The organism is Mucilaginibacter sp. GW821-FHT07H05 (genome assembly GCF_059418485.1).
Genome location: NZ_JBWKPY010000001.1, coordinates 550,547 through 573,980, shown reverse-complemented (window position 1 = coordinate 573,980; position 23,434 = coordinate 550,547). Strand labels below are relative to the sequence as shown.

Below are 23,434 nucleotides of genomic sequence, written 5' to 3'. Positions count from 1 at the left end.
AATTAAAATGAGTAACCCAAAAAACTGGAGCAGGTGTTTAGGTACAGCTTTATTAAGCGTACTGATGTGCCACTACGCCCAGGCACAATCCCAATCAACTGACAGCCTTAAAAAGCAACTGGATAAACTAATGGCTGCTAAAACTGCTGCCGATAAGCAATTGAACGAGCGCTTAAAACTACTTGCCGCCAGCGATAAAGAAAATGAAATGACCATGGCTGCCCAATATTATTATCAGCTTAAAAATGTAAAAGCGTCCGATTCTCTCTTTGCCGTTATGCCAACCAAGTTCCCTAATGGTGTACAGGCCCGCAGCAAAGCACAACAGGCTATTTACGATGCCAAAGGTTTAGCAAACGCAGAGGCAGCTTATAATGAATGGATAAAAAAATTCCCGCCGGAAAATTATCCCAATTCGCCACTGGGCGAGGATAGAGTGGTTTATGATTACTCGCGCAGCCTTTTGGCCAACGGGTATGCAAAAGAAAAGAACATAGCCAAAGCAGTCTATTATGCCGACTTAATGCAGGCCGATTTTTGGAAAGGCAATAGCTACGGCAGTTTAGGGGAAACTTTTTATAAAAATGGCGACTTAAAAAACGCTGCTATTTATACTAAAAAAGCCATTGAAAGTACCGCTCCATATGCCGATGGTTCAAAAGGGAATAGCAATGCCGCTAAATTTGCGGCATCGGGCTATGCCAGTATGCTGGGCAGCTATGCCAAAATCTTGTACGAGCAAAAAAACTACAGGGAGGCCTTAAAGTATATTGACCTGGCTACTAAAGCATCGGCCGCGCCAAGGGCCGATTTTAATTACCGGTACTCGCAAATACTGATGGCGTTAAACCGCAATCAGGAAGCGTTTGACCGGATGGATACCGCCGTTAAATCGGGCAAAGCCACACAGGAAATGTCGGATTTGTTTAAGGTTTTGTACGTTAAATTAAAAGGAAGTGAAGTCGGTTTAGACGCTTACCAGGCCGATATCCGTAAAGGGATTATTGAAAGCATACAAAAACGCCTGGTTAAAGATATTGTAAAAGAACCGGCAGCTCCGTTTACACTGACTGATTTACAGGGCAACAAGGTATCGCTGGCCGATTTAAAAGGCAAAGTAGTGGTGCTTGATTTTTGGGCTACCTGGTGTGGCCCCTGTAAAGCATCGTTCCCGGCTATGCAGGCTGCAGTGGATAAATATAAAGACGACCCTAACGTAAAGTTTTTATTTATCCATACCTGGGAAAAAACTGCAAACCCGGCTGAAGATGCCAAAGCTTATATTGAAAGCATGAAATACAGTTTCCAGGTGTTGATGGATACTAAAGACCCTGAAACCAAGGTAAATAATGTAGTAAGCAGTTATAAGGTCTATGGGATACCTGCAAAGTTTGTAATAGACGAGAAAGGGAATATCCGCTTTAAACTTACCGGATTTGATGGCAGTAAAGAAGCCGCGGTTGACGAATTATCCATGATGATAGATATGGCCAAAACAAAAAGCTGATCAGTTTTCTATTTTTAAACAACAAAGGGGGCTAAGCCCCTTTTGTTGTTTAAATTTGCGAATCCTCAATAGTAAATTACTGCCTGCGTATAACAGGGCGCTTTGAAAAGACTAAACTTAGCCTGGTATTATGGTTGCACTAACCATAACATTTTCTGTATGCCGTGCAGACAATACCTGAGCAGTTACGTTTACATTTATTATAGTGCCATCTTTTTTTAAATGGCGTTTAATGCCAATAGCATTGAAGCCGGTTTTTAACTCCCTGAATACCATGATCGATTCTTTAATATCCTCCTTTGGGCGGATATCCAGCGCGCTCATTTTCAGGAACTCCTCGCGACTGTAGCCATAATGGCTGACTGCTGAGTTATTAGCAGCCACAAATAGCATGGTCCGCCGGTTAATGATCCAGTGGGGCGTGGGATGTTCTTCAAAATAACTACGGTATTGTTCCTCGCTTTCCGCCAATCTTTTGGTATATAACCTTATTAATTGATAGAGCATTACACCGGTGATCAGCACATAACAAATTCCTTTGATGCTGCTCAGGAAAAGTACAAAGTTTAAATCAAAATGCTTTTGCATAGCCAGCAATATCCGGTCGCTTAAAGTGATCCACAGAATACCGGCCAGCGTATAAAGGGTAGCTATTTTTGTAGCTCCGGTTCTCATAATTGTCCTTATTAGGTTAATTAAATATAGCAAGATATACTTAATAAAAAAGGCCCTGCTGCTTTTTTAAAAACACAAAAACAAGCAACTAAAAGCCAGACTAAGGTATAACCCCGAACCCGGTTTCACAACCCTTATGATATTCTTTATAAAAGTACGGTTAAAGTCAAATCCGTTAGCTAATGATACCCGTCAGTTGTAAAAATGCGGAAGGTCATTTTTTGAACGGCCTTGCCGGCCTAATCTTGTTGTATGAAAAATACAAGTATCAAACATTTAACTTTCTCGCATCAGGCTTGCCTGCGCGGCCTGGAGTTTTACCAGCTGGAACTCGGTTTTCTGCAGGAACGCCTGGAAGAAATAGCCGGAGACTATACTGCCCGTGAAGTAGCTGAACAGGTAGAACATTTTCAAAACCAGTTGATCATCCACCGGGAACAGATCGATAACCTGAAACACCGCATACATCAAAACCTTGATCAGTTAGCGGCTGACCTTAAATTGTCAGAGAATTTTATCCGGGAAACTACGGTTACTGATGCTGAAAAGATTGTCGGGGATTATCATAACGAAGAAAACCTGTTTAAAGAAATGCGGCAACATTTCAATCGCTTTGCTGCCCAATGGATGTAATCATGAACGAAATAGCTTACATACCCGCTGCAGAGGCGGTAAAACTGGTCAACCCCGGCAACCGGGTATTTATCCATGGCAGCGCGGCCACTCCGGTACACCTGGTAGAAGCACTGCAAGCCCGGTGGTTGGAACTTCATGATGTGGAACTGGTGAGTATCACAACCCTGGGGAACGTCAACTTTGACCGCCCGGAGCACCGGCGCAGTTTCTTTTTTAATTCGCTTTTCGTATCTGCCGCCACACGCAACGTAGCTAACAGCGAAGACGGCGATTATGTGCCGATATTCCTGAGCCAGATCCCGCAATTGTTCCGCAGGCAGATCCTGCCGATAGATGTGGCTATGATCCAGGTATCCCCGCCTGATAGTCATGGCTACTGCTCACTGGGTACCTCGGTAGATATTGCCCGGGCTGCGGTAGACACCGCCAAATATGTTATAGCTCAGGTTAACCCGCTAATGCCCCGTACCCACGGCGAAAGCTTTGTACACATCGGGCGTATCGATGCTATGGTTTGGCACCAGGCAGAACTACCCGAAATGGACTATGCCAGCGGGACCGATCCGGTAACCGAAAAGATTGGGAAGCATATTGCTGACCTGGTTGAAGATGGCGCAACCCTGCAATTAGGCATTGGCGGCATCCCCGATCAGGTGCTAAAAAATCTGACCGGACACAAAAACCTGGGCTTACATACCGAAATGTTCTCTGACGGGGTTATCCCGTTGATTGAAAAGGGCGTGATCAACAACCGCCTGAAAAAGATCCATCCGGGCCTTTCCGTTACGGCTTTTCTGGCCGGCACACGCAAACTTTATGATTTTGTGCATGATAACCCGGCGGTAGGCGTTATGGATATCAGCTATGTGAACGATACCAGCATCATCCGCCAGAATCAGAAAGTAACCGCTATTAATAGTGCGATCGAGATCGATTTAACAGGCCAGGTATGCGCAGATTCCATAGGCTCGTACCAATATTCGGGTATTGGTGGGCAAATGGATTTTATCCACGGCGCCTCGCTGTCCGAAGGCGGCAAACCCATTATCGCTTTACCATCACAAACCAGCAAGGGAATCAGCCGGATCGCCCCGTTCCTGAAAGAAGGCGCCGGGGTTGTTACTACACGCGGCCATATCCATTGGGTAGTGACCGAATATGGCGTGATTGACCTTTTCGGCAAAAATTTAAAACAGCGGGCCAAGGCACTGATCGGGCTGGCCCACCCCAACCATCGTGAAACTTTGGACAGAGCTTACTTCGACCGGTTTGAGCGGGCGTAAAAGCCTGATCTTTAAAAGTAAAACTGAAGGTATAGATTTAAACCCCAGCCCGTTTTTCGTCATGAATACAGGGGGCTATTCACAAAAGCGATCGGCGTGGAATACGCCATAGTTTTTTGCTTTTCTCGCAAACCAATGATAGCAGGATTGTTTGGTAAAACCGTATTTACCACTGGCATCAAGGAAGCATTCTGTACGGCGGTTAGGATCGGGCATATTGCTGGCGTCACCTTGGAAGCTAAAACTCGTTTACGTCATTGGGTTTTCAATGATTCTATCAGTCTCTTATATTTCCCTTTCGGGTATGGTATCACCAGGCCTCAGTCAACGGCAATAACTACCTTCACTGTTAAAATGCCAAAACCCGTGCTATGCAGCATATTAAAGCCAGTTTGCAGTCGTTTTTACCCTATTCGTCTTTTTTTATTGGCTTACTTAATATAAAATGGCAAATTTACTTATGCCTGTAATTAAGATCACCGATCTGTTATACCCTAAAGCACCTCGTCGCATTATTCTGCACCTGTTTTTTTGGACCCTGCTTTTCGGCCTGAGATTTTATCTCACACTCATCACGTTCAATGTTTACGATAGGTTCCCTGTTGGCGACAAGGCGGCGCTCAGTTTGTTCAGTACGGGCTTTGTCGCGGCATTTTACTATGTGCTGGTTAATGTTGTATGGAAACATCTGCTGAGTAAAAAGAAGTATTTAACAACATTTATGATCATTATCGTTCTGCTGGTAGTGTATACGGTAATTGATACCATTACCGAAAGATTAGTACTGAATACCTGCCCGGATTGCATGGTCTCTTTGGCTAAAAATCAACCCGGATATTACAATTTAGTTCGTTCAGACATTACCAATATTTTGCTGCAACGCCTATTGAGCTTTGGTACACCATTTTCCCTCTTGCTGACACTGTTTATCCCGATGTGCCTTAAAACCACCTTGAATGCCTATCGCAGCAGTATTGACAGTTTAAAACTGGCAAAAGAGAACATACAGCTGGAATTTAATTTTTTGAAAGCCCAGCTAAACCCCCACTTTTTGTTTAACACCATGAACAATATTTATGGCCTGATTATGAATGGTAACAGGGAGCGGTCAGCAGATCTTGTCGCGCGCCTTTCCGAACTGCTTCGTTATATTTTATATGATTCGAACGAAGATAGTATGCCGCTTGCCAAAGAGATTAAGTTGATGAATGATTATATTGAACTGGAAAAAGTAAGATTGAACTTTACGAAAGTGGTTTTCGACTATAGTACGGATGATGGCAGTTATGAAATAGCACCCCTGCTGCTGATCCCGCTGATTGAAAATGCATTTAAATTCAGCGCAGACGAACCAGGGTCGTTTATTAGTATATTTTTGGATGTGCTCAACGGCAGGCTTCGCTTTACCGTTGATAACAACATCGACCAGCAACGGATCAAATCCGGCCCGGGTGGTATCGGCTTAAAAAACCTTCAAAAAAGGCTGGCGCTCTACTATCCGGGTAATTACTGGTACGAGCCCTCCATATCGGACACTGGTTATGCTGTAGATTTAACCATACAATTAACATGAAAATAAACTGCATGGTGGTTGATGATGAACCCATCGCAAGGGATATCCTGAAAACGTATATCGAACGGATTCCGGAACTTATCCTGGTAAAAAGCTGTAGGAATGCGGCTGAAGCTTATGAAGGCTTACATGAGTACCCGGTTGACCTGGTTTTTCTGGACATCCAAATGCCGGTGATCAGCGGCACCGAATTCCTTCGCTCCCTGCGAAAGCCGCCGCTTGTTGTTTTTACAACAGCCTATTCCCAGTATGCTGTAGAAGGCTTCGAACTGAATTCGGTTGATTATCTGGTAAAACCGATTGTGTTTGAACGCTTTTATCAGGCGGTACAAAAAGTAACGGAACGCTTAACTGGTTATGCCCGGGCTGGTGGCGAAAAACAGGAAATACCAGACTATCTTTTTATCAGGCAGGGCGCTAAATTGATCCGTGTAAATCATAGCGAGATCATGTATGTACAGGCCGAGCGTGATTTCTGCTCGGTTTATCTGGCTGATAAGCGAATGCTGGCCAGTTTGCATTTAAAGATACTGGAAGATATGCTGCCGCAGAATAAGTTTTTCAGGGTCCACCGGTCCTACATCGTTAATATGGAAAAGATACAGGCTGTAAAGGGAAACACTATCGAATTAAGCCATGCCGAGATCCCGATAGGGGCTAATTACCGGGAGCAGCTTTTTAAGAAACTTCGCCTTTGATCTGATCATTCTCTATATATCTATCGTTTTTTGTAAAAGAGACGGATGCCGGTAATAACTAAGTTATCACCCGTTTATTTCTTTGGCACTTTTAGTAAAATCCACGAATACCAGAAGCAGAATGGCAAGGCTAACTATGACCAGATAAGGCATCAAAATGGCAAATGAACCATAACTGATCGAGTCGCCGGTAACCGAAATCAGTGCTTTAGGGTTGGCGCCTGAAGTGCGGGGGATAAGTGCTTGTGAAAAGTTCCAGCCCAGATGTATACCGGCAGGCAGCATCAGGTTTTTGGTTTTAATATAGGCCAAACCAAATAATAGCGAGCCTAATCCGGTTGTCAGCATAACCGTCACCATATCCTGCAGCGACATCAAACTGTTTACATGCATAAGGCCAAAGGGTACTACAATGGCCACTTGGGCCGCCCAGGGGCTATATCTTTTTAACAGTGCCTGGAACGGATATCCCCTGAATACAAATTCCTGAATATAAGCGGAACAGCCACACATAATGAACGTGATCAGGAGATATACAGGGTCAATACCCTTGTTGAAATGCCAGCTGGCTTTGGTCAGTGCCAAGGTAATCACAGCTGTTACCACCAGCATCAGGCAGCCGAGCACGATGCCGGTGAGCAATTGCATCCAGTGGCGCTTACCCTGAGGGTAGTAACCAAGTGATGACAGGGTCAAATGATCGCTGCGGAGGAAAAACCAGCTGACCAACAGCGATATCGCAAAAAAATAGAAAAGGCCGTTCAGGGCCGGAACGATACCGGCAATAAAGGAGGCCAGCCACATGATCAAAAAGTAGATCAATACTTTCAGCCAGGCCGGGGATGTTTGAATTAATGTTTTCACGATGCTCTTTTTTTATTTCAAAGAGCGTTAAAACTTAATTGCCATGAAAGAAAGATCGACCAGTACAGGATTATTTCCTGCAAAACCGGTTAGGTGGCAGATGAACATCCACTTCTCATTAACCAAACTACTGCCCTGGTTTAATGCTTTATCAAAGGAATTACTTTTTTACCAATCAGTTCTATTGAACGCATGAGTTGCTGGTGACTAAGCCCGGCATTGTCCATCTGGAAGGTAAACCTGTTTATACCTCCTAAGGCTTCACTATGCCGTAATAGTTTTTCAGCCACCTGATCGGGCCCGCCAACCAGCAATACGCCTTTAGGGGCTATCAGCCTGTCGAACTGTGATTTAGTTACTGGCGGCCAGCCGCGCTCCCTGCCCAGTTTAGTCCAAAGTTCGGCATAACCGGGATAATAATCCGCAATCGCTTCCCCGGTGGTAGCCCCCACATAGCCCGGCGAGTGCAGCCCCACTTTTAACTGATCCGGCGCGAACCCCGCCCTGCGCCCTGCTTCGCGATACAAATCAACCAAAGGACGAAAGCGTTCCGTTTCGCCACCAATGATAGCCACCATTAACGGCAGGCCCAGCGTTCCCGCGCGGGCGAATGATTCCGGTGTGCCGCCTACCCCCAGCCAAACGGGTAGTTTTTCCTGTAAAGACCTGGGGTAAACGGGTTGGTTTTCCAGCGCGGGCCTAAACTTACCCGACCAGGTAACAAACTCCTGATCGCGGATGCGGAGCAATAACTCCAGTTTTTCCTGGAACAGGGCATCATAATCTTTAAGATCGAATCCGAATAAGGGGTAGGCATCAATGGCAGATCCGCGACCTACCACCACCTCTGCCCGGCCTTTGGAGATCAGGTCAAGTGTTGCAAAGTTCTGGTATACCCGTACCGGGTCGGCCGTACTTAAAACCGTTACCGCGCTGGAAAGCCGGATATTTTTTGTGCGGGCTGCTGCGGCTGCGAGGATAACTGCCGGGGCCGAATCCAAAAACTCCTTTTTATGGTGCTCCCCTATGCCAAAAATATCTAATCCGGCCTCATCCGCTAAGGTGATCCTATCCAGTAACTGCTCCATCGCATCAACACTGCTCAGGGTATTGCTGCCGTACATGGCCGATGCGAAACTATCAATTCCTATTTCCATTATTTGTTAAATCATTTATTTTGTCACGTTACCATTGCGGGCACAGCCGCTGAATTTAAGGCTATTTGCCCGCAATTGCCATTTTATGTTTTTAGTTTTTCAGGAAGCGCCCCGGGATATGGTTTATTGCACATCTTCTGTATGGTTTTGACTTAGCCATTCCTGCAGAGACACAAATTTGCCAGTGGCAATATCTTTTGCCAATTCAATCCGCAACCCCGAATCTGGCCCCATATAGGTGTGCTTTTCAAAATATCCAAACATTTCAGCAAATTCCTTTGCGCCTTCAAAGAAAGTTGAAAACAATTCAACCGGCACCTGCGAAAAGCTGAGATCTTTTCCATTGGCTTTATATGCTTTAATAATATCATTAAAACTGTTTAGTTCTGTGGCAATTGAAAGATAGTTACCATTTCCAACTTTTTCAGGCTGTAAAAATGCACCGGCAACTACTTTTCCCAGGTCGTTAATGTCCGACATGTGAATCGCTTTTTTTGCCGGGTCAATCGGTAATGTCCATCCGGTTGTGCCATCCTGTTTGGGCTGTGGCCCAAGCGCCCCGACAAGGTTTTGGTAATAAAATGGTGGCTGAACAAATGTTGAGTATTTAAACCCTGCATTCTTTACCAAATCATCCACCTTTGCTTTGCCGGTAAAATGAGGAACTTCAAATGCCGCTTCACTAATGATCTCTACATCCGGAAGCGTTGACCAAATAAAATGCTGCACGCCAGTTACCTTTGCCGCTTCAATGGCATTCTTACCTTGCGCAATCTCGTCTGCACCTTCCCAAAAGTTGGTTACTGCAAATACACCATAAGCATTCTTAAAAGCGTCTTTTAATGATTGCATATCTTGCAGATCTGCATAAACTGCTTCGTTTGCCCTGCCCGTATACTTTTCCGGATTACGGGTTATTGCCCTTACATGGAAAGAGCCTTCATTTACAAGGGCGTTTACAATACCCTTGCCTTGTGCACCTGTTGCTCCAATTACTACTATTGTTTGCTTTTTCATCTGTTTGTTTTATGATGTAAAATTGCAGCAACGGCATGCCCTGGGACGATGAGAAATGATAAAAAAAAGCGTTGATAAATATCAACGCTTTTTTAAAACCAAAATTTAAAATGGAATTTATTTAACTGCTTGTTTTCTAATTCTGCTTAAAGTTTCTTTAGTTATGCCCAAAAAGGATGCAATGAGATGTTGGGGAAACCGTTGAAGAAACTGAGGATGGTTATCGGCAAATTCTTCATACCGTTTTTCTGCTGTATTACTAATGGTAGAATTCAATCTTCGTTGCGAAGCGATGAAGCTTCTTTGGTCCATTACCCTTGTCATTTGTCCAAATGCAGGTACTTTTTCTATCAGATCAAGCATATCTTTTATGTTAGCAACCAGTAGTTCGGTATCTTCCCAGGCATCAATATAATACTTCGATGGTGTAAGCATAACAGCACTTTCACGGTCGCTTGCCCAATAATTTTCAATGTATAATTGTACAATATGCTCCACACCCTTGTCATCTACGCTATATTGCCGCATAGCACCTTTTATAATAAAACCAACGTATTTACAAACATTGCCTTCTTCTAAAAAGTACTGTTTTTTCCTGAGTTTTTTGGGTTTAAAGGTTGCTGCAATTAACGCTTCTTCATCACTTGTAAGTGGCAAGGTAGCATATCGGTTAATGTAGCTTAAAAGGTTGTTGTGCATTGATCCTGGCGATTAAATTAAACCCATACAAAGATATAAAGAATGTCGCGTACTGTCAGTTCACCCAATGTATACAAATAGGAACCTATCACCCTCCCCTGGTCAAATCAAAACCATAAAAAAGAGGTTGTCTCATGGATAAAATGCAGGCGCTGAGCATCCTCGTTTTTGAAAAATGCAAACGGTTAAAAAACACCCTCACATTGTCGCGATTGCACCTCACAGATGTACCTCGTCCTCTTTAAATTTGGATAATAATTAAGCTAATTAGAAACAACATGAGAAAGATCAGAATTTTCGAACATATCTCGCTTGATGGCGTGATAGAACATGACGGAGACTACACCTATGGCGCATGGACGACACCTTATCGAAGCCCTGCCGGGGCTGCAATTCTCTTTGAGGCATACGGGCCGAACTTTGACCTGCTGCTTGCACGCAGCACCTATGATATATTCAGTGGCTTTTGGCCTAATGCCGGAGATTTCCCAATGGCAAATGCTATAAACGCTGCAACCAAATACATAGCTACCCACAGGCCCGACAGCCTGGAATGGGGCCCGGTGCAGCATTTGGGCGAGGACGTTGTAAAGGGGATCCGCGATCTCAAGTTAACGGACGGCCCCGACCTGATCGTTGTGGGTAGCTCGACGCTAACGTCCCTGTTGCTTGACCAGGGGTTGGCTGACGAACTTGTGCTCATCACCTACCCGGTTTTGCTTGGCCGGGGTAAACGCTTATTGTCCGACAGTATTGACGCGCGCGAACTCGAATTTGTGAGCACATTGACCACACCAACAGGTTTGCTGCTCAACACTTATAAACACCTTGGCCCGCTGAAAAAATAATCTTTCGCCGGGATGGCACAGGCAATACCTATATCGATTGCCAAAATACTTTTAAATAAAAAACGAGGCTGTCTCGATCAGACAGCCTCGGCCGTTGGATAGTCCCCCTGAGCAATTATACCTCGGTTTTTACCAGGACGTCGTCTTTTAGATGCGGTTGGCCCTTACCTGTTGTAATGAGGTTTAACAAGCTGTGCTGCAAAAAATAGTTCCAACCTTTAAAACAGTCCTGATAACATTCGCTTTCCGGCACTAAACCAACATGGGTAAAATGTAGCTGCGTTTTGTCTTCTTTTTTAGCAATTTCAAAGCGGATCCGGGTGCCGGTCCATTCGGTTTTATCTTCAAGGAAACTTAGATAACTGTCGGTAACCAGCCAAACTACCTTTTCGTTCGGGATCACTTCGATTAGTTTTTGTTTAGAATAATGCATATCTGCAAAGCGTACCTCAAATTCATCGTTCAGTTTTTCTGAATAGCCTTTAAAATCTTCCGACCACCAGGCGCGGATATCGTTAATGGCTTGAAATACTTCTTCCGCAGTTTGATCTACCAATAAGGTAGCTGTAAAATCTTGTGTTTTCATGTTTGGTTTTTATTGAGCTGTTTAATGTTTGATCTTCCATTTATCCGCCAGTTCGGCATTAAAACCGTCCTTGTCTTTCGGGTTAGGTTTTCCCTTTCCGGTAGTAATTAAACTGTAAAGGCTATTGGTAATATAATTTCCCCAGGCATCGTAACAAACTTTGTAACATTCGTATTCCGGCACCAGGCCCTGGTGTGTGAACTTCACCCTGGTCTTACCATCTTCCGCAGAAATATCGAAAATGAGTTTGGTGCCAATCCATTCCGTCTTATCTTTTGTAAAGCTGAACTGATTGTCCAGCACCTCGTAAACCAGTTTTTTATCCGGGATCATTTCTACGAGTTTCATTTTACATATATGGACGTCTTTGTAGTGATATACAAATACATCACCCGGTTTATCTGTCTGGCCTTCTATTTCTTCAGACCACCAGCCGCGAAAGTTTTTGATCGCTTCGAAAGCGGTTTTTGGATTCTGCTCCACTATAATGGAAGCGGTGTAATCTTGCTTTTCCATATTATGCTGTTTTAAACGGATTACTTTGACCGGATCTTTTGTTTCGGCCGATTGCTTTGGCTTACTGTTCCAGTTCGGGAACAATAAGGCCGTCAACATCATAGCTGTGAAATTTGATGTGATCATATATTGTCTTTAGTTTGGTAATTTGCTGTTTAATAAAGTTTCCAGTTTCTTCAGTTTCGAAGCCCAGAACTCATCGAAGTAGTTCAGCCAGGCCTTTAGTTCTTCAAAACCATCCTTTTTCAGCGTACAATAACGTTCCCGCCCCAGGTCCTGGATGGAAATAAAGCCGGCGGTTTCCAGTATTTTAACATGTTTAGAAACAGCAGGACGGCTCATATCGAAATTGTCGGCCAGGCTGTTAATGGTCAGGCTGTCCTCCGAGAGCAGCATGAGCATCTTCCGTCTACTCGGGTCCCCGATCACCTGGAAGGTATCAAGCGTTGGTATTCCCATGAGATGCCGCGTTTAAAAGTTTGTCGATGTTCTGGAATTTCTCTAACCAACCGTGCATCAGGCCGTGATACATGTCCAGGTTTTCTGCCTTGTCGAAGCCGCGATGGTCCAGGAACACTTCGGTGCCGTTGTCTTTGGGTTCCAATTGCCAGGTCACCACAGATTCCAGCGTGATCCGGCCTTCGCCCGGGCCGCAGTTCCAGGAATAGCTGAGTGTTTTTAAAGGTTCAATGTCCAGCACCTTGCAGTAAAAAATACCGTCAAAATTCAGGTTAGCTTTTCCGCCTGTCCGGAATTGAAATTCGTGCCCTGCAACGGGCTTGAAATCATTTTTCATGAGCCATTGCGCCATAAGCTCCGAATTGGTGAGATACTCCCAAACCGTTTCAACGGGATGGGCGAAGAAATACTGATGTTTAATAACTTTTGCCATAATGAGTAACTTTGAAGTTACTCAAATGTATAAGTAACTTCTGAGTTACGCAAATTTATTTTCATTTTTTTTATTTGTGGTTACTTATTATGCAGGTTTATGCTTACGATAAGGTGACCGGGATAGTTCAGAGACTGGAATACATGCTGCTTAACAGCTTGCAATATTGTGCTTAATTGCAAATATCACCAGGCCCGTTCTTGATCTCAGATCGAGTTTTTGCAGCAGGGCATCACGATAATTATCTATCGTATGCGGACTTACGCACATTTGCGCGGCAATTTCTTTATAGGTGAGTTCGGAGCAGCAGAGCTCCAAAAACCTTATTTCATTGGCCGACAGGTTGGCCAGTGGATCAGGAGGTTTTTCGTCATCGCGGATGGATCGCAGCAGCTTGCCAGATACCATGTCGTTCAAAAAATAGCCGTGTTCGGCAATGGTTTTGATCGCGTATACCAGGTCGGCAGCGGTCGATTCCTTTAATATATACCCACCGGCCCCGCATCTTAGCATTTTTATAATCGGCTCATCATCTTCAAACGTACTGAGGGCAAGCACCTTAACCGACGGATGTTGTTGTTTAAGCCACCTGGTTGCTTCATAGCCGTCCATCAGGGGCATGCTGATATCCATCAGTACCACATCGGGCAGGGGTTGTTTGCCTACCTTCTCCTTCAGGGCGCCGCCGTTGGCAGCATCAAACACCACCTCTATTTCTTCGGATTCCGAAAGCAGGCTGCTGATGCCCTGGCGAAACAGCGTATGATCGTCAACCACGGCAATCCTGATCTTTTGTTTTTCATATTTCATACGTAAGGTATTACAATTTTAATTTCTGTGCCGTTCTGCACGGTGATCGTTATATCGCCGCCAATAAAGGCCACACGCCTGCGAATATTGAACAGGCCCATCCCCTTTTTCTCATTCACCACTTCTTCTTCATTAAACCCTTTGCCATTATCTTTAATGGTCACGGCCAGGCCCTGATCGTTTTGCCTGATCGTTACATCAATTGCAGTAGCTTCGGCATGCCGCACAGCATTATTCAATATCTCCTGAAAAATCCGAAACAGGATGATCTCCTTGTCCTGATACTCCTCCCTCGGTTGATAATTACTATCGAAGGTAATGGTATGCAAACCGGCATTCTTCAGATAGTCGAGCTCAAAGGCGATGGCTTCGGCAAGCCCCATGCGGATGATCTCCTGCCCGTAAATCAGTCGCGAAAGCTGGCGCACTTCCTTAATAGCGCGCTTTGTAAGTTCCGACACCGATTTTACCTTTTTGCTTACACCCGCAGGCGATTCAGGATCGATGGTACTCAGCGTAACCACTGTAAGGCTAAGCAACTGGCCAATATTGTCGTGCAGGTTGCCGGCTATGGTTTGCATGGTTTGCTCCTTTACTTCTATCTGGCTTTTCAGCAGTTCGTTTTCAAAGTTGGTTTTTAGCAATTCCTTTTCCTGCTCGTGCCTTTTTTTGCGGTTGTTGTATTGCATTATATAGATAATAAGCGACAAGGGAGCGATCAGGAAGATCGCAGATGCTAAGATGACAAGTAAGTAGAGGTCCTTTGGCGATATCTGCATATAAACGCATACGACCAACTAAGGTACAAAATGATATTCAGTATACTGAATACAATATATCTTGCCGAGCTGCTAATTGCATACTGGCGATCCTGTACCAGGTAGCTAAAGAACAGATTGCTGGTTATTCCGGCAAAATAAAAGCATACTGTACCGTTAACCCACCAAAATGGCGCATAAGTTGCCAGTCTGCGCGATCTTTCTTCCCTGATCAGTAAATAATAAAAGTACACCGATGCCAATATCAGTTCTACCGACATAAAAGTAGACGCGCGTGAAACATAGGCGCCGAAGCGATTAATTATCAGCTCGGTAAAATAAAAAATAGCAAAAACGATTAACCACCCGGCCAGCAGCTTTTTGGTGTTGCGATAGGTAAGGTATAAATAGCAAAAAAAATAATTTTGGACTACACATTCCACCGCCAAAAACACATTATATAACATAAAATTGGGCTTGCTGACTACCCGCAGGTAAATGCCGCAAACCTCTACCAGTACAGTTGCCGGTAAAAAAAAGATAAAGAGCCGCCAGGCAGGCTCTTTATCCCTGTATAAACACCAGAATCCTGTCAGCATACAAATAAATTCGGCTACAGTATTTATGGTAACGAATCGAAGCATTAATCTCTTGTTTTACTTATGGTAGTAATGTGGCGCCGTAAGCGTTGCAGTTGGCTGGTGGCGGGCATAGTTCGCCCTGGTTTTCGGGCAGGGCCATAATGATGGCGCCTTTTTTGCCACTCTTATCCTTACGGCTGGTATAATAGTCGACATGATAACGCTTCGCCGAATCGGGACGGGTAGATACCATAACCAGCGTTGTATAGTTCAGATACTTATCACTCACCTTGCTGTCTGGCTTTTTTAACGAATCGTATGCGGCCAGGTAAAAACGTACGCCATCTCCTTTTTCAGCCGCTATGCTGTCTATCAGCGCTTTTAACTGCCCGATACTGAACCAGACCGAGCGCGTATCAGGATAGATATAGCCTTTCGTCTTATCCTGTGAGTTTTTAAACATGTGGGCGCGCCCGGTAAAATTTTGGACCAGCCTGCGGGCAGTGGTATCGCTGATGACACCGGTAAGCGGCTGTACATTGGCGGATGTTTCTGTGTTGGGTTTACAGGCGCCGGCGGCAATGGCAATGAGCACCGTAATAACAAACGATAATCTTTGTTTCTTCATCATTAAAAGGCTTAGTAAAGGGTTATTAATAAAAATGATCTGGTTTAAATATACCAAATACCGTTCACAAAACAACAAAATAAGGATGGCATACAAAAAGCGGAAAACAGTGTTTTGTATGCCTTAAATCCGCTTTTCAGCCTGGCTGTTTTCCGCTTTTAATACCGCGTTATGCGCCCAAACTCCCTAAATAAATATCATAAAAAGCAAAAACCTGTAAATAAATAATTTACAGGTTTTTGCTTTTTATATGAACTACACAATAACAGTAGAAGCGCTTGTCAGTTCGTAGTATATTGGGTTATTGCTGTGCCAGTCCGTAGCCGTTTGTAACTTTCCCCTTCGATTTGCTGAGTGTTTCGGAAGGGATAGGCCAGTAATATCTCGGCGGATCACCGGCAGCCGTTATGCCCGAAAGCAGGTTGCGCTGATAAACAACAACATTATTGGCCATATCAATCCCCCAATTAGTTTTCACATATCCCGCAGTTTGCAGGGCAGTGGCTTCGGCACTTGTTGGGTTAATATAGCGGAACAGGCCTTGTATGGCTACGTTATTAGTAGTGCCAACTACCTTGCTGGCTACTGCAGGAAGGTTCCTGTAGTTGTACTGGCCTCTCCATGCCGGGTAAGCAGCTGGGTTGGCAATAGTATCTGCAGGGGCACAATCAAACGTTAACGGATTGGTTAAAGCAACCTTTTTAATCCAGATGTAAGCAGGAAATTCGTATCCGTTAGCAAAACGATGATATCCCTGGGTTTTAAGGTTGTTAACCACCGTAGCCAGTTCCTGCTGAACAGCTATTGCCCTTTCAGAAAAATTACCCGAGCGGATCATATCCCAACGGCGGGTTCCTTCTCCAAGCAACTCCAGTTTACGCTCCTGCATTACAGCATCTTTTAACGCCTGACCACCCAGGGCGCCTAAGTCATATTTTGCATTGCCAAAAGCCCTTTCCCTAATTTGGTTAACCAGGGTAATGGCATCGGCTTCCCCTAATTCGGCCTTAACTTCGGCCAGCATCAAAATAACATCAGCCATACGCAATATAGGCCAGTTCATGCCCGAGTTTCTTTGCGCTGCAACATAGGGCGGGTTCATGCGGTTATCATCCCATTTATTGGTTGATATGCCTCCCAGGGTTTTACTGCCCGGAACAAAGGTCAGCATCTTTTCATTGCCATCACCGTTGCTTCCGGTAACCGCTACGCTGGCATCCCTGCGTTTATCGGCGTTTACATAATCGCCGTAGTATACCATCGGAAGGATCCGCAATGCACCAAACACCTTATTAGGCGCGGCATTAGAACTACCACCATCAGACGGACGGCCAAATGCATAGGGATACTCGCTTGTAGTTGCTGCCAATGCACCGCTTACATTCCCTATTTCAAACACCGATTCGGGACTTACCTGCAAATCTGCAGTGTACTGGAAATGACGCTGGAACGGGTTGTTGGTGTTGGCTATAGCCCGTGTGTCTGCTGTAACTAAACCAGCGGTTCCCTTATTATCAATAGCCTTTTGCAAATAAGTTTTGGCTGTTTGATAATACGTAAGGTAATCTGTACGGCGGGCGTATACGCACTTGTTGGTTTCGTTACCTTTTTTGTTAAAGGTTACGTTGCCATACAAGCCGGCTACATCGGTACGGATGGTTTGATAGCCGCCGGCATAAAGCGCTAACTCTCCTATTAATGCATTGCAATATGTTCTGGACATACGTTCGGCATTAATACCGCCTTGTCCTATATTGTACATTAACGGTTCTACCTTTTTAAGGCTTTCGATCAAATTGTCGTAAATAACAAAGCGAGAGGTTAACGAATAATCGTCGGCGCCAGTATTTTCATAACCATAGGGCACATCGCCAAAATGCATCACCAACTGATAATAACAGAACGCCCTCATAGTTACTGCTTCGCCGTATAGTTGTGTCCAATCGGTAGCTTTACCGGCAGCCGCGTCGGCTTTGTAAACGTCTTTCGCGCCAATAATATCAGCCAGCCTGCTGGCCAGCGCAAGCGTTTGGTAAAGAGAATTAAACCCGCCTGCGGCAGCATCAACCCCTAACTGATCGGAACGCAAAATGGCATTGACATTATTGGTTGAGCCATCTTCCGGATAATATTCGGCATCCGAACCAACCGGATCATTCCACCGGTATCCGCCCATGATACAGTTTTGACGGTAATTAGCATAACACCAGGATAATGATTTAAACGTTTCGGTGGTGGTGGTGGTAACAAAGTTATCATCTACACTGGATGGGGACGTTACATCTAAAAAGCTTTTTTTACACTGGGTAAAAGATAGACACAAGGCAACTGCGGCTATATATTTTATATATGTTTTCATGTTTTTATGTGTTTAACTGTTAAAAATTAAGGTTTACGCCCATAACAAATGACCGTGCACGCGGGTAAGAACCATAGTCAAATCCGGTAGTTGGATAAACCGAGTTATTGGCATTATCGTTAACACCAACTTCCGGATCCAGGCCCTTATAGCCAGTGATAGTAAGCAAGTTATATACGCTGCCATAAATACGCAGGTTATTTAAATGAACCTTTGATAATATGGATTTAGGCATGGTATATCCTAACGTAAGCGTATTTAAGCGCAGGAACGAACCTTTTTCGATACCCAGGGTTGAAGTAACGCCTGTTTCGCTATAAGATAAAGGCAAATCAGCATTAGTATTTGCCGCATTAAATTCGTCGGGGGTTTTTAACCTGACCAGCTGTCCGTTTACCACATTGTAAATTTTGTAGGCGTTGGCCATTATAGCCAATTTGTTTTGATAAACGCCTGCTTCCTTAGGGCCAAACAATGATATCAGTTTATTTGCATTGTAAATATCGTTGCCAATGCTATAATTAAAGTTTAAGCCCAGATCGATGTTTTTGTAAGCCACATTAATATTGAAACCACCTGTAACTTTAGGAGTGGTACTACCAATTACTGTAAGGTCTTTATCGTCGATCTTGCCATCACCATTCAAATCTTTATACTTAGGCAGCCCCGGATAAGCAATTTGGCCTGTCGGGCGGTCTGTACCTGTAACAACGCCATGCACTACACCACCGGTAGTAGTGGTAAGATCGGCAATGCCACTTTTTAAAGTATATAAGCCATTATTGTATGTAAAATCGTTAGGGGTATAAAAGCCATCGTAAACCAGGCCACGTACCTGGCCAACAGAACGGCCCACTATCAGTTGGTAATCGGATGCCGGGTAAGTAGCGGTACCATTCCAGCCTGATCCGTACAGACCGGTTACGTTATCAGCCAGTTTATCGATATTGTTTTTATTGAAGGTAATGTTGCCGCCTGCGGTAACCCTCCAGTTTTTATTTTTGTATAATGTCCCCAAAAGCGATAGCTCTATACCCCTGTTACTTAATTGCCCAATATTTGCATAGGTGAAAGTAAAGCCGGTTATGCCCGGAATTGTAGTTTGTAGCAGCAGGTCTTTAGTGGTATTCCAGTATGCATCCACCGTGCCCGACAATTTCCCGCCAAACAAAGTAAAATCGGTACCGATATTGCGCGTAATGGTGGTTTCCCATTTCAAATTTGGATTGGACAAGATGTTAGGGGTGCTTAGCTGATAACCCGCCAGGAGCGCGTGATTGCTTTCGTACTGGCTGCGTGGATCGGTTACAGATCCCCAGGATTGTGTTGTGACCCCTGAAGGAATATTATTGTTACCAACTGCACCGTAAGATACCCGGAGTTTCAACTCGTCTATCCAATTTGCGGCTTTCATAAAAGGCTCTTCCGAAACTCTCCAGGCAAAGGCACCACCCGGGAAATACCCCCAGCGGTTATTAGCTGTAAACCTGGAAGAAGCATCGGCACGGAAAGTTCCTGTTAACAAATACTTGCCTTTGAAACTATACATTAAACGGCCAAAGTAGGAATTAAGGCGATCGGGGGTATTTACGCTGGAAGAGAACACGCCCGAACCAGCCGCTTTATCATACTGATTGATTTGGGCAAAGGCTGTTTCCCTGGTATAATTTGAAGGAAAACGTGTGGCTTGTATGGATATGCCTGTGCCACCCGAGTTGAAAAACTCGGTACCGGCCAATACGTTTAATTTGTTATCCTTATTAATATTCCATTCGTAACCTAATGTATTTGCCCAACGCATGCCCCAACTGTCCGATTTACGATAGTCGGCGTTACCCGCATACAATTTATTGCCGGTTGCATCATCAATAAAACCATTGTAAGTAGCCCCCGACCAGTATTTACGCTGCCCCCAGTTGCCGTTGCCGCTAAAGTCGGTATGGTAGGTTAACCCTTTAATAATTTCCCAGTTTAATGAGGCTATACCCACAAAACTTTGAGAAAGTGTAAGCGGCTCATAATCACTGATGCGCGCTACAGGGCTGTAATTATCCCACAAAACGTTTTTACCATATTGCGATATGTTATTGCTCGCAGTCAATGCACCGAGGTTGCCTAAAATATGATCGGTTGCAATAGGCCTGAATTGGTAGGCAGACGAAAGTATTGATCCGCCGCCGCTTGAAGTTCCTTCATCGCCCATTGTTGGAGTGTTAGCATAACGGGCATTTAAATCAAATGAAACATTGTCAAATAATTTTTGATTTACTTTAAACTGTGCTGTTGCGCGGCGCTGGTACGATCTAAGCTTCATCCCCTCATCATCCGAATAAGTGGCATTAAACAATACCTTTGTTTTATCTGTCCCGCCTGAAACGGTTAAAGCGTGGTTCCATGATACCGATTGTTTATAGGCTTGCTTCTGGATATCATCTGATGGCAGATCGCGGTAACTTTCTATCCCACCGGTGTTTTTGCCGGCATTTGCGCCAAGGCCATATAATTGCTCAAACGGAGTTTGGTAAGCAGCTGCATTAGCTGCCGCATTGGCCCAAACGTATTTCAAATATTCGTATGGGCTTAAAGCTTCCAAATATTTAGTAGGCGTATTGATTTTAGCATAGCCATTGTAGCTTACACTGGTTTTACCGGCTTTTGCCGATTTTGTAGTAACCAGCACTACGCCATTGGCGCCGCGCGAACCGTAGATAGCTGCAGACGAGGCGTCTTTCAGCACGTCTACACTTTCTACCTGATCAGCAGGGATATCATTTAAATTGCCGGGGATACCGTCAATCAATATCAGTGCCTGGTTGCTTTGCGATATGGAAGTACCACCGCGTACACGGATGTTAATGTTACCGCCAGGGCGCCCATCCTGCGAGGTGATGTTCACACCCGGCAGTTTGCCCTGCATAGCCTGCGCCACGTTAGCAACTGGCACCGCTGCAATATCTTTCCCGCTAACCGATGATACGGCGCCGGTTAAATCACGTCGTTTAACGGTACCGTATCCAATAACCACCACCTCGCTCAGGTTTTTTTGACTTTCGTTCAGCGTGGCATCAATATTTGTACGGTTATTAATTGGTTCTTCAACAGTGGTGTATCCTATAAAAGAAAATACCAGCGTTTCTGTGCCATTAACTTTCACACTGTAACGGCCTTGAATATCAGTAACGGTTCCGGTAGTTGTACCTTTAAGCATCACACTAACGCCAGGCAGGGTTTGGCCGCGATCATCACGCACGGTACCACTTACCGTTTTAACAACCTGCTGAGCAAGGATCTGCGAGGCCATGGTCAGTACTAAAACGAGGCTAAGAAAAGCGCATCGTTTAAGCAGTGTGATTTTTTTTCGCCAGTGCTCGACGTCGAATAATAGTTGATTAAAAAAATTCATAATTAAATAGGTTTATAAAAGGTTTATAAATAAGGCCTGGCAGCGTGAAAAATTGGCAGCATCCACCAGATGATTTTAGGTACATGGTGTAACCCGGTTACTAACCATCTTTCGGTTAGTACACTATGGATTGCGGTAATAATGTTTTTGCGGGCAGGCAACAACTCAGCAACAGACCTGGCGATTGTGCGTTTGCGAAATACCACATAAAAAGCGGCTTGAAAAAAAGTAAAATTTTTCTCATAACTGTTAATTTATAGCGCGGGCAATTGGTTATTTGCCAGCAAGGTTAATAATTGGTTATTGCTAAGCTATCGGCAGCAAAGGCTGCTCGTCATGCAATCGATTGTATTGTAACAAATATATGCAAATTCGAGATGTAAAAGGTATAAAATTCATCAAAAAAGGTTCAAAAATTGACAGAAACAGAGATATTCAGGCACCGCTTATCCCAATCATCGGCTAACTATCGCACTGAAAGATGGGGCAACTACGGCTATGTGATGAACCCAGCCAGCAGGGTTTATTGTTCGTGTGGAGAGCATTCGTCCGGTCAATTCCGGCTTATTCCTTTGGGTTGTTACAATTAGGTTTGCTTCTTTAAGTCAATTTTCTTAATTTTGCGCCAACAAAAAACAATTACAGCTAAATGGCTTTGCTATGTAGTAAAAGCAGTTGATAATTGTTGATCAGCATGTTTTCAGGTTCATTGCAAAAAATCATGACAATGAATTTTGAGAGCCTTATAAATGATTGGCTTACAGCAGATTGCATACAGGTTCAGAAACCTTGCTCTCCGCTTAATAAAAGCAATCCCGCCCAAGCGGGATTTTTGTTTTTTACAACCCTGGAGAGGTGTCAGAGTGATCGAATGTGCCTGATTCGAAATCAGGTGTACTGTTACAGGTACCGGGGGTTTGAATCCCTCCCTCTCCGCTTAAATGGATGATCTTTCGATCATCCATTTTTTATAGATCCATATCAAGCTTATAAATGTTCGCTTTTTATTGAATAGCTCGAAATTATTTATCGACGCCTCTTTTTACTACCCGATACCATTACGTTTACTTCAAAAAGCCGTCGAGGTAACCTAATATTGTTTTCGTCTCCATCATCAGGCTCACATGACTCTGCGAGGGAACAACGGCCAAATGCGATTTTGGCATCGGTTGCATATCAGCGGCTACGCCACCTCCCAGTAATTGATAGGTTTTCGCCAGCTCAACTTTATCCAGGCCATCATTGTCGCCCGCAATGATCAATACCGGCGAAGTAATTTTCGCAATATTATTGTCGCCCATATCAAATGTCGTAGCGAGAAAACCAAGCATCTGGTCTATGAACTTTGTCCATTTTGTTTTATCAGGTGCTACTGCGTCATATGCCGTTTTCATAGGCGAATTCGCAAACATTTCAGCCTTCATATTTTTAAATGCACCAGCTACCTGGGGCGCCCAACCCGTACTTTTATAGGTAGAAGAAATGATCACTAATTTTTTTACCCGTTTAGGGTTTTGTATCGTCAGCTGGTAAGCTACGGAGCCGCCCATGCTGTATCCTACCACATCGGCACTGTCAACCTTTAAATAATTCATTACGCCGTCCACATCACTTGCCATGGTAGCAAGGTCTAATTTTCTGTCTGAATATGGTGTGTGCCCATGTCCCTGCATTTCAATGGCAATTACCTTTCTTGTTTTTGATAATTCAGGTATGATTTGCCCCCAGTTCATCTCAATGTTCATAAAAGCACCGTGCAGCAAAACAATAGGCTTACCCGCGCCATACACTTCGTAATAAACTTTAATGCCATTAACAGGTACGTAGCCACTGCTGGCAGGTTTACTTTGTTGACCGCTCGATTGAAATATGGTACACAAAAGCATAGCTATTATGAGTACCGGTTTTTGGATATGATATCCTTTAAGCATTTTTTTCATAACA

22 protein-coding genes, 1 tRNA gene and 1 pseudogene are annotated in these 23,434 nt (G+C 44.2%); 7 read left to right on the top strand and 17 right to left on the bottom strand.

The features are described from left to right. Positions 1 to 7 precede the first annotated feature (7 nt). Positions 8 to 1,507: a redoxin domain-containing protein gene (locus AC07M6_RS02460; protein WP_494887277.1), complete on the top strand. Its 1,500-nt coding sequence runs from the start codon at positions 8 to 10 to the stop codon at positions 1,505 to 1,507. Positions 1,508 to 1,624: 117 nt separating this feature from the next. Here the strand turns inward: AC07M6_RS02460 and AC07M6_RS02455 are convergent, their stop codons facing one another. After that, positions 1,625 to 2,182 carry a PAS domain S-box protein gene (locus AC07M6_RS02455; protein ID WP_494887275.1) on the bottom strand — a complete coding sequence of 186 codons (558 nt, stop codon included), beginning with the start codon at positions 2,180 to 2,182 and terminating at the stop codon, positions 1,625 to 1,627. A gap of 252 nt (positions 2,183 to 2,434) precedes the next feature. Here AC07M6_RS02455 and AC07M6_RS02450 point away from each other — a divergent pair, with 252 nt between their 5' ends. Both AC07M6_RS02450 and AC07M6_RS02445 read left to right on the top strand, forming a co-directional pair. Next, positions 2,435 to 2,815, top strand: coding sequence for a hypothetical protein (locus tag AC07M6_RS02450; RefSeq protein WP_494887273.1), 381 nt, complete (start codon positions 2,435 to 2,437; stop codon positions 2,813 to 2,815). After that, positions 2,806 to 4,101, top strand: coding sequence for an acetyl-CoA hydrolase/transferase family protein (locus tag AC07M6_RS02445; RefSeq protein WP_494887271.1), 1,296 nt, complete (start codon positions 2,806 to 2,808; stop codon positions 4,099 to 4,101). Before AC07M6_RS02450 ends, AC07M6_RS02445 begins: the two co-directional genes overlap by 10 nt. A gap of 75 nt (positions 4,102 to 4,176) precedes the next feature. Here the strand turns inward: AC07M6_RS02445 and AC07M6_RS02440 are convergent. After that, positions 4,177 to 4,323: pseudogene (locus AC07M6_RS02440) on the bottom strand (glycoside hydrolase); the annotation flags it as partial. A 223-nt stretch (positions 4,324 to 4,546) separates the two neighbouring features. Here AC07M6_RS02440 and AC07M6_RS02435 point away from each other — a divergent pair. After that, the gene (locus AC07M6_RS02435; protein WP_494887269.1) at positions 4,547 to 5,674 is read left to right on the top strand and encodes a sensor histidine kinase; all 1,128 of its coding nucleotides are present in this window, start codon (positions 4,547 to 4,549) and stop codon (positions 5,672 to 5,674) included. After that, positions 5,671 to 6,372: a LytR/AlgR family response regulator transcription factor gene (locus AC07M6_RS02430; RefSeq protein WP_494887267.1), complete on the top strand. Its 702-nt coding sequence runs from the start codon at positions 5,671 to 5,673 to the stop codon at positions 6,370 to 6,372. Before AC07M6_RS02435 ends, AC07M6_RS02430 begins: the two co-directional genes overlap by 4 nt. 66 nt (positions 6,373 to 6,438) lie before the next feature. On the opposite strand, the gene AC07M6_RS02425 is transcribed toward AC07M6_RS02430, so the two are convergent. The 4 genes from AC07M6_RS02425 to AC07M6_RS02410 all read right to left on the bottom strand — a co-directional run bounded on the left by AC07M6_RS02425 (position 6,439) and on the right by AC07M6_RS02410 (position 10,109). After that, the gene (locus AC07M6_RS02425) at positions 6,439 to 7,236 is read right to left on the bottom strand and encodes a CPBP family intramembrane glutamic endopeptidase (RefSeq protein ID WP_494887265.1); all 798 of its coding nucleotides are present in this window, start codon (positions 7,234 to 7,236) and stop codon (positions 6,439 to 6,441) included. Between the two features lie 140 nt (positions 7,237 to 7,376). Next, on the bottom strand, positions 7,377 to 8,393 hold the full coding sequence (locus AC07M6_RS02420) for an LLM class flavin-dependent oxidoreductase (protein ID WP_494887263.1): 1,017 nt from the start codon (positions 8,391 to 8,393) through the stop codon (positions 7,377 to 7,379). 123 nt (positions 8,394 to 8,516) lie between these two features. Further along, complete coding sequence (locus AC07M6_RS02415; protein WP_494887261.1) at positions 8,517 to 9,410, bottom strand: NmrA/HSCARG family protein; 894 nt, start codon at positions 9,408 to 9,410, stop codon at positions 8,517 to 8,519. 117 nt (positions 9,411 to 9,527) lie between these two features. Next, positions 9,528 to 10,109 carry a Crp/Fnr family transcriptional regulator gene (locus tag AC07M6_RS02410; RefSeq protein ID WP_494887260.1) on the bottom strand — a complete coding sequence of 194 codons (582 nt, stop codon included), beginning with the start codon at positions 10,107 to 10,109 and terminating at the stop codon, positions 9,528 to 9,530. Positions 10,110 to 10,387: 278 nt separating this feature from the next. On the opposite strand from AC07M6_RS02410, the gene AC07M6_RS02405 reads away from it, so the two are divergent. Then, positions 10,388 to 10,957 carry a dihydrofolate reductase family protein gene (locus AC07M6_RS02405; protein WP_494887259.1) on the top strand — a complete coding sequence of 190 codons (570 nt, stop codon included), beginning with the start codon at positions 10,388 to 10,390 and terminating at the stop codon, positions 10,955 to 10,957. A 115-nt stretch (positions 10,958 to 11,072) separates the two neighbouring features. Here AC07M6_RS02405 and AC07M6_RS02400 read toward each other — a convergent pair whose 3' ends face one another. The 10 genes from AC07M6_RS02400 to AC07M6_RS02355 all read right to left on the bottom strand — a co-directional run bounded on the left by AC07M6_RS02400 (position 11,073) and on the right by AC07M6_RS02355 (position 21,388). Further along, entirely contained in the window at positions 11,073 to 11,543 is a 471-nt protein-coding gene (locus AC07M6_RS02400; RefSeq protein ID WP_494887257.1) for an SRPBCC family protein, read from the bottom strand. Positions 11,544 to 11,564: 21 nt separating this feature from the next. After that, positions 11,565 to 12,185, bottom strand: a complete 621-nt coding sequence (locus tag AC07M6_RS02395; RefSeq protein WP_494887256.1) for an SRPBCC family protein — start codon at positions 12,183 to 12,185, stop codon at positions 11,565 to 11,567. Positions 12,186 to 12,194: 9 nt separating this feature from the next. Next, on the bottom strand, positions 12,195 to 12,518 hold the full coding sequence (locus AC07M6_RS02390) for an ArsR/SmtB family transcription factor (protein WP_494887255.1): 324 nt from the start codon (positions 12,516 to 12,518) through the stop codon (positions 12,195 to 12,197). Next, positions 12,499 to 12,951, bottom strand: a complete 453-nt coding sequence (locus AC07M6_RS02385; RefSeq protein WP_494887254.1) for an SRPBCC family protein — start codon at positions 12,949 to 12,951, stop codon at positions 12,499 to 12,501. Before AC07M6_RS02385 ends, AC07M6_RS02390 begins: the two co-directional genes overlap by 20 nt. Before the next feature lie 150 nt (positions 12,952 to 13,101). After that, on the bottom strand, positions 13,102 to 13,761 hold the full coding sequence (locus AC07M6_RS02380) for a response regulator transcription factor (protein ID WP_494887252.1): 660 nt from the start codon (positions 13,759 to 13,761) through the stop codon (positions 13,102 to 13,104). After that, complete coding sequence (locus AC07M6_RS02375; RefSeq protein ID WP_494887250.1) at positions 13,758 to 14,450, bottom strand: sensor histidine kinase; 693 nt, start codon at positions 14,448 to 14,450, stop codon at positions 13,758 to 13,760. The genes AC07M6_RS02380 and AC07M6_RS02375 overlap by 4 nt, the downstream gene beginning before the upstream one ends. A 47-nt stretch (positions 14,451 to 14,497) precedes the next feature. Next, positions 14,498 to 15,163: a hypothetical protein gene (locus AC07M6_RS02370; protein ID WP_494887248.1), complete on the bottom strand. Its 666-nt coding sequence runs from the start codon at positions 15,161 to 15,163 to the stop codon at positions 14,498 to 14,500. A gap of 16 nt (positions 15,164 to 15,179) precedes the next feature. After that, entirely contained in the window at positions 15,180 to 15,731 is a 552-nt protein-coding gene (locus tag AC07M6_RS02365; RefSeq protein WP_494887247.1) for a hypothetical protein, read from the bottom strand. 298 nt (positions 15,732 to 16,029) lie between these two features. Beyond that, a complete protein-coding gene (locus AC07M6_RS02360; RefSeq protein WP_494887245.1) occupies positions 16,030 to 18,087 on the bottom strand; it encodes a RagB/SusD family nutrient uptake outer membrane protein in 2,058 nt (685 codons plus the stop codon). Positions 18,088 to 18,106: 19 nt separating this feature from the next. Beyond that, positions 18,107 to 21,388 carry a SusC/RagA family TonB-linked outer membrane protein gene (locus AC07M6_RS02355; RefSeq protein WP_494887244.1) on the bottom strand — a complete coding sequence of 1,094 codons (3,282 nt, stop codon included), beginning with the start codon at positions 21,386 to 21,388 and terminating at the stop codon, positions 18,107 to 18,109. Between the two features lie 951 nt (positions 21,389 to 22,339). Between AC07M6_RS02355 and AC07M6_RS02350 the strand changes: the two genes are divergently transcribed. Next, a tRNA-Ser gene (locus AC07M6_RS02350) sits at positions 22,340 to 22,426 on the top strand. 128 nt (positions 22,427 to 22,554) lie between these two features. Here the strand turns inward: AC07M6_RS02350 and AC07M6_RS02345 are convergent. Next, positions 22,555 to 23,430, bottom strand: coding sequence for an alpha/beta fold hydrolase (locus AC07M6_RS02345; protein WP_494887242.1), 876 nt, complete (start codon positions 23,428 to 23,430; stop codon positions 22,555 to 22,557). Between the last annotated feature and the right edge of the window lie 4 nt (positions 23,431 to 23,434).

Coding starts and splice junctions, on each gene's coding strand:
- AC07M6_RS02405 (WP_494887259.1), top strand. CDS start 10,388: ATGAGAAAGATCAGAATTTTCGAACATATCTCGCTTGATGGCGTGATA.
- AC07M6_RS02395 (WP_494887256.1), bottom strand. CDS start 12,185: ATGATCACATCAAATTTCACAGCTATGATGTTGACGGCCTTATTGTTC.
- AC07M6_RS02445 (WP_494887271.1), top strand. CDS start 2,806: ATGGATGTAATCATGAACGAAATAGCTTACATACCCGCTGCAGAGGCG.
- AC07M6_RS02430 (WP_494887267.1), top strand. CDS start 5,671: ATGAAAATAAACTGCATGGTGGTTGATGATGAACCCATCGCAAGGGAT.
- AC07M6_RS02410 (WP_494887260.1), bottom strand. CDS start 10,109: ATGCACAACAACCTTTTAAGCTACATTAACCGATATGCTACCTTGCCA.
- AC07M6_RS02415 (WP_494887261.1), bottom strand. CDS start 9,410: ATGAAAAAGCAAACAATAGTAGTAATTGGAGCAACAGGTGCACAAGGC.
- AC07M6_RS02355 (WP_494887244.1), bottom strand. CDS start 21,388: ATGGCCTCGCAGATCCTTGCTCAGCAGGTTGTTAAAACGGTAAGTGGT.
- AC07M6_RS02435 (WP_494887269.1), top strand. CDS start 4,547: ATGGCAAATTTACTTATGCCTGTAATTAAGATCACCGATCTGTTATAC.
- AC07M6_RS02460 (WP_494887277.1), top strand. CDS start 8: ATGAGTAACCCAAAAAACTGGAGCAGGTGTTTAGGTACAGCTTTATTA.
- AC07M6_RS02370 (WP_494887248.1), bottom strand. CDS start 15,163: ATGCTTCGATTCGTTACCATAAATACTGTAGCCGAATTTATTTGTATG.
- AC07M6_RS02455 (WP_494887275.1), bottom strand. CDS start 2,182: ATGAGAACCGGAGCTACAAAAATAGCTACCCTTTATACGCTGGCCGGT.
- AC07M6_RS02365 (WP_494887247.1), bottom strand. CDS start 15,731: ATGATGAAGAAACAAAGATTATCGTTTGTTATTACGGTGCTCATTGCC.
- AC07M6_RS02375 (WP_494887250.1), bottom strand. CDS start 14,450: ATGCAATACAACAACCGCAAAAAAAGGCACGAGCAGGAAAAGGAATTG.
- AC07M6_RS02400 (WP_494887257.1), bottom strand. CDS start 11,543: ATGAAAACACAAGATTTTACAGCTACCTTATTGGTAGATCAAACTGCG.
- AC07M6_RS02450 (WP_494887273.1), top strand. CDS start 2,435: ATGAAAAATACAAGTATCAAACATTTAACTTTCTCGCATCAGGCTTGC.
- AC07M6_RS02385 (WP_494887254.1), bottom strand. CDS start 12,951: ATGGCAAAAGTTATTAAACATCAGTATTTCTTCGCCCATCCCGTTGAA.
- AC07M6_RS02390 (WP_494887255.1), bottom strand. CDS start 12,518: ATGGGAATACCAACGCTTGATACCTTCCAGGTGATCGGGGACCCGAGT.
- AC07M6_RS02420 (WP_494887263.1), bottom strand. CDS start 8,393: ATGGAAATAGGAATTGATAGTTTCGCATCGGCCATGTACGGCAGCAAT.
- AC07M6_RS02345 (WP_494887242.1), bottom strand. CDS start 23,430: ATGAAAAAAATGCTTAAAGGATATCATATCCAAAAACCGGTACTCATA.
- AC07M6_RS02380 (WP_494887252.1), bottom strand. CDS start 13,761: ATGAAATATGAAAAACAAAAGATCAGGATTGCCGTGGTTGACGATCAT.
- AC07M6_RS02360 (WP_494887245.1), bottom strand. CDS start 18,087: ATGAAAACATATATAAAATATATAGCCGCAGTTGCCTTGTGTCTATCT.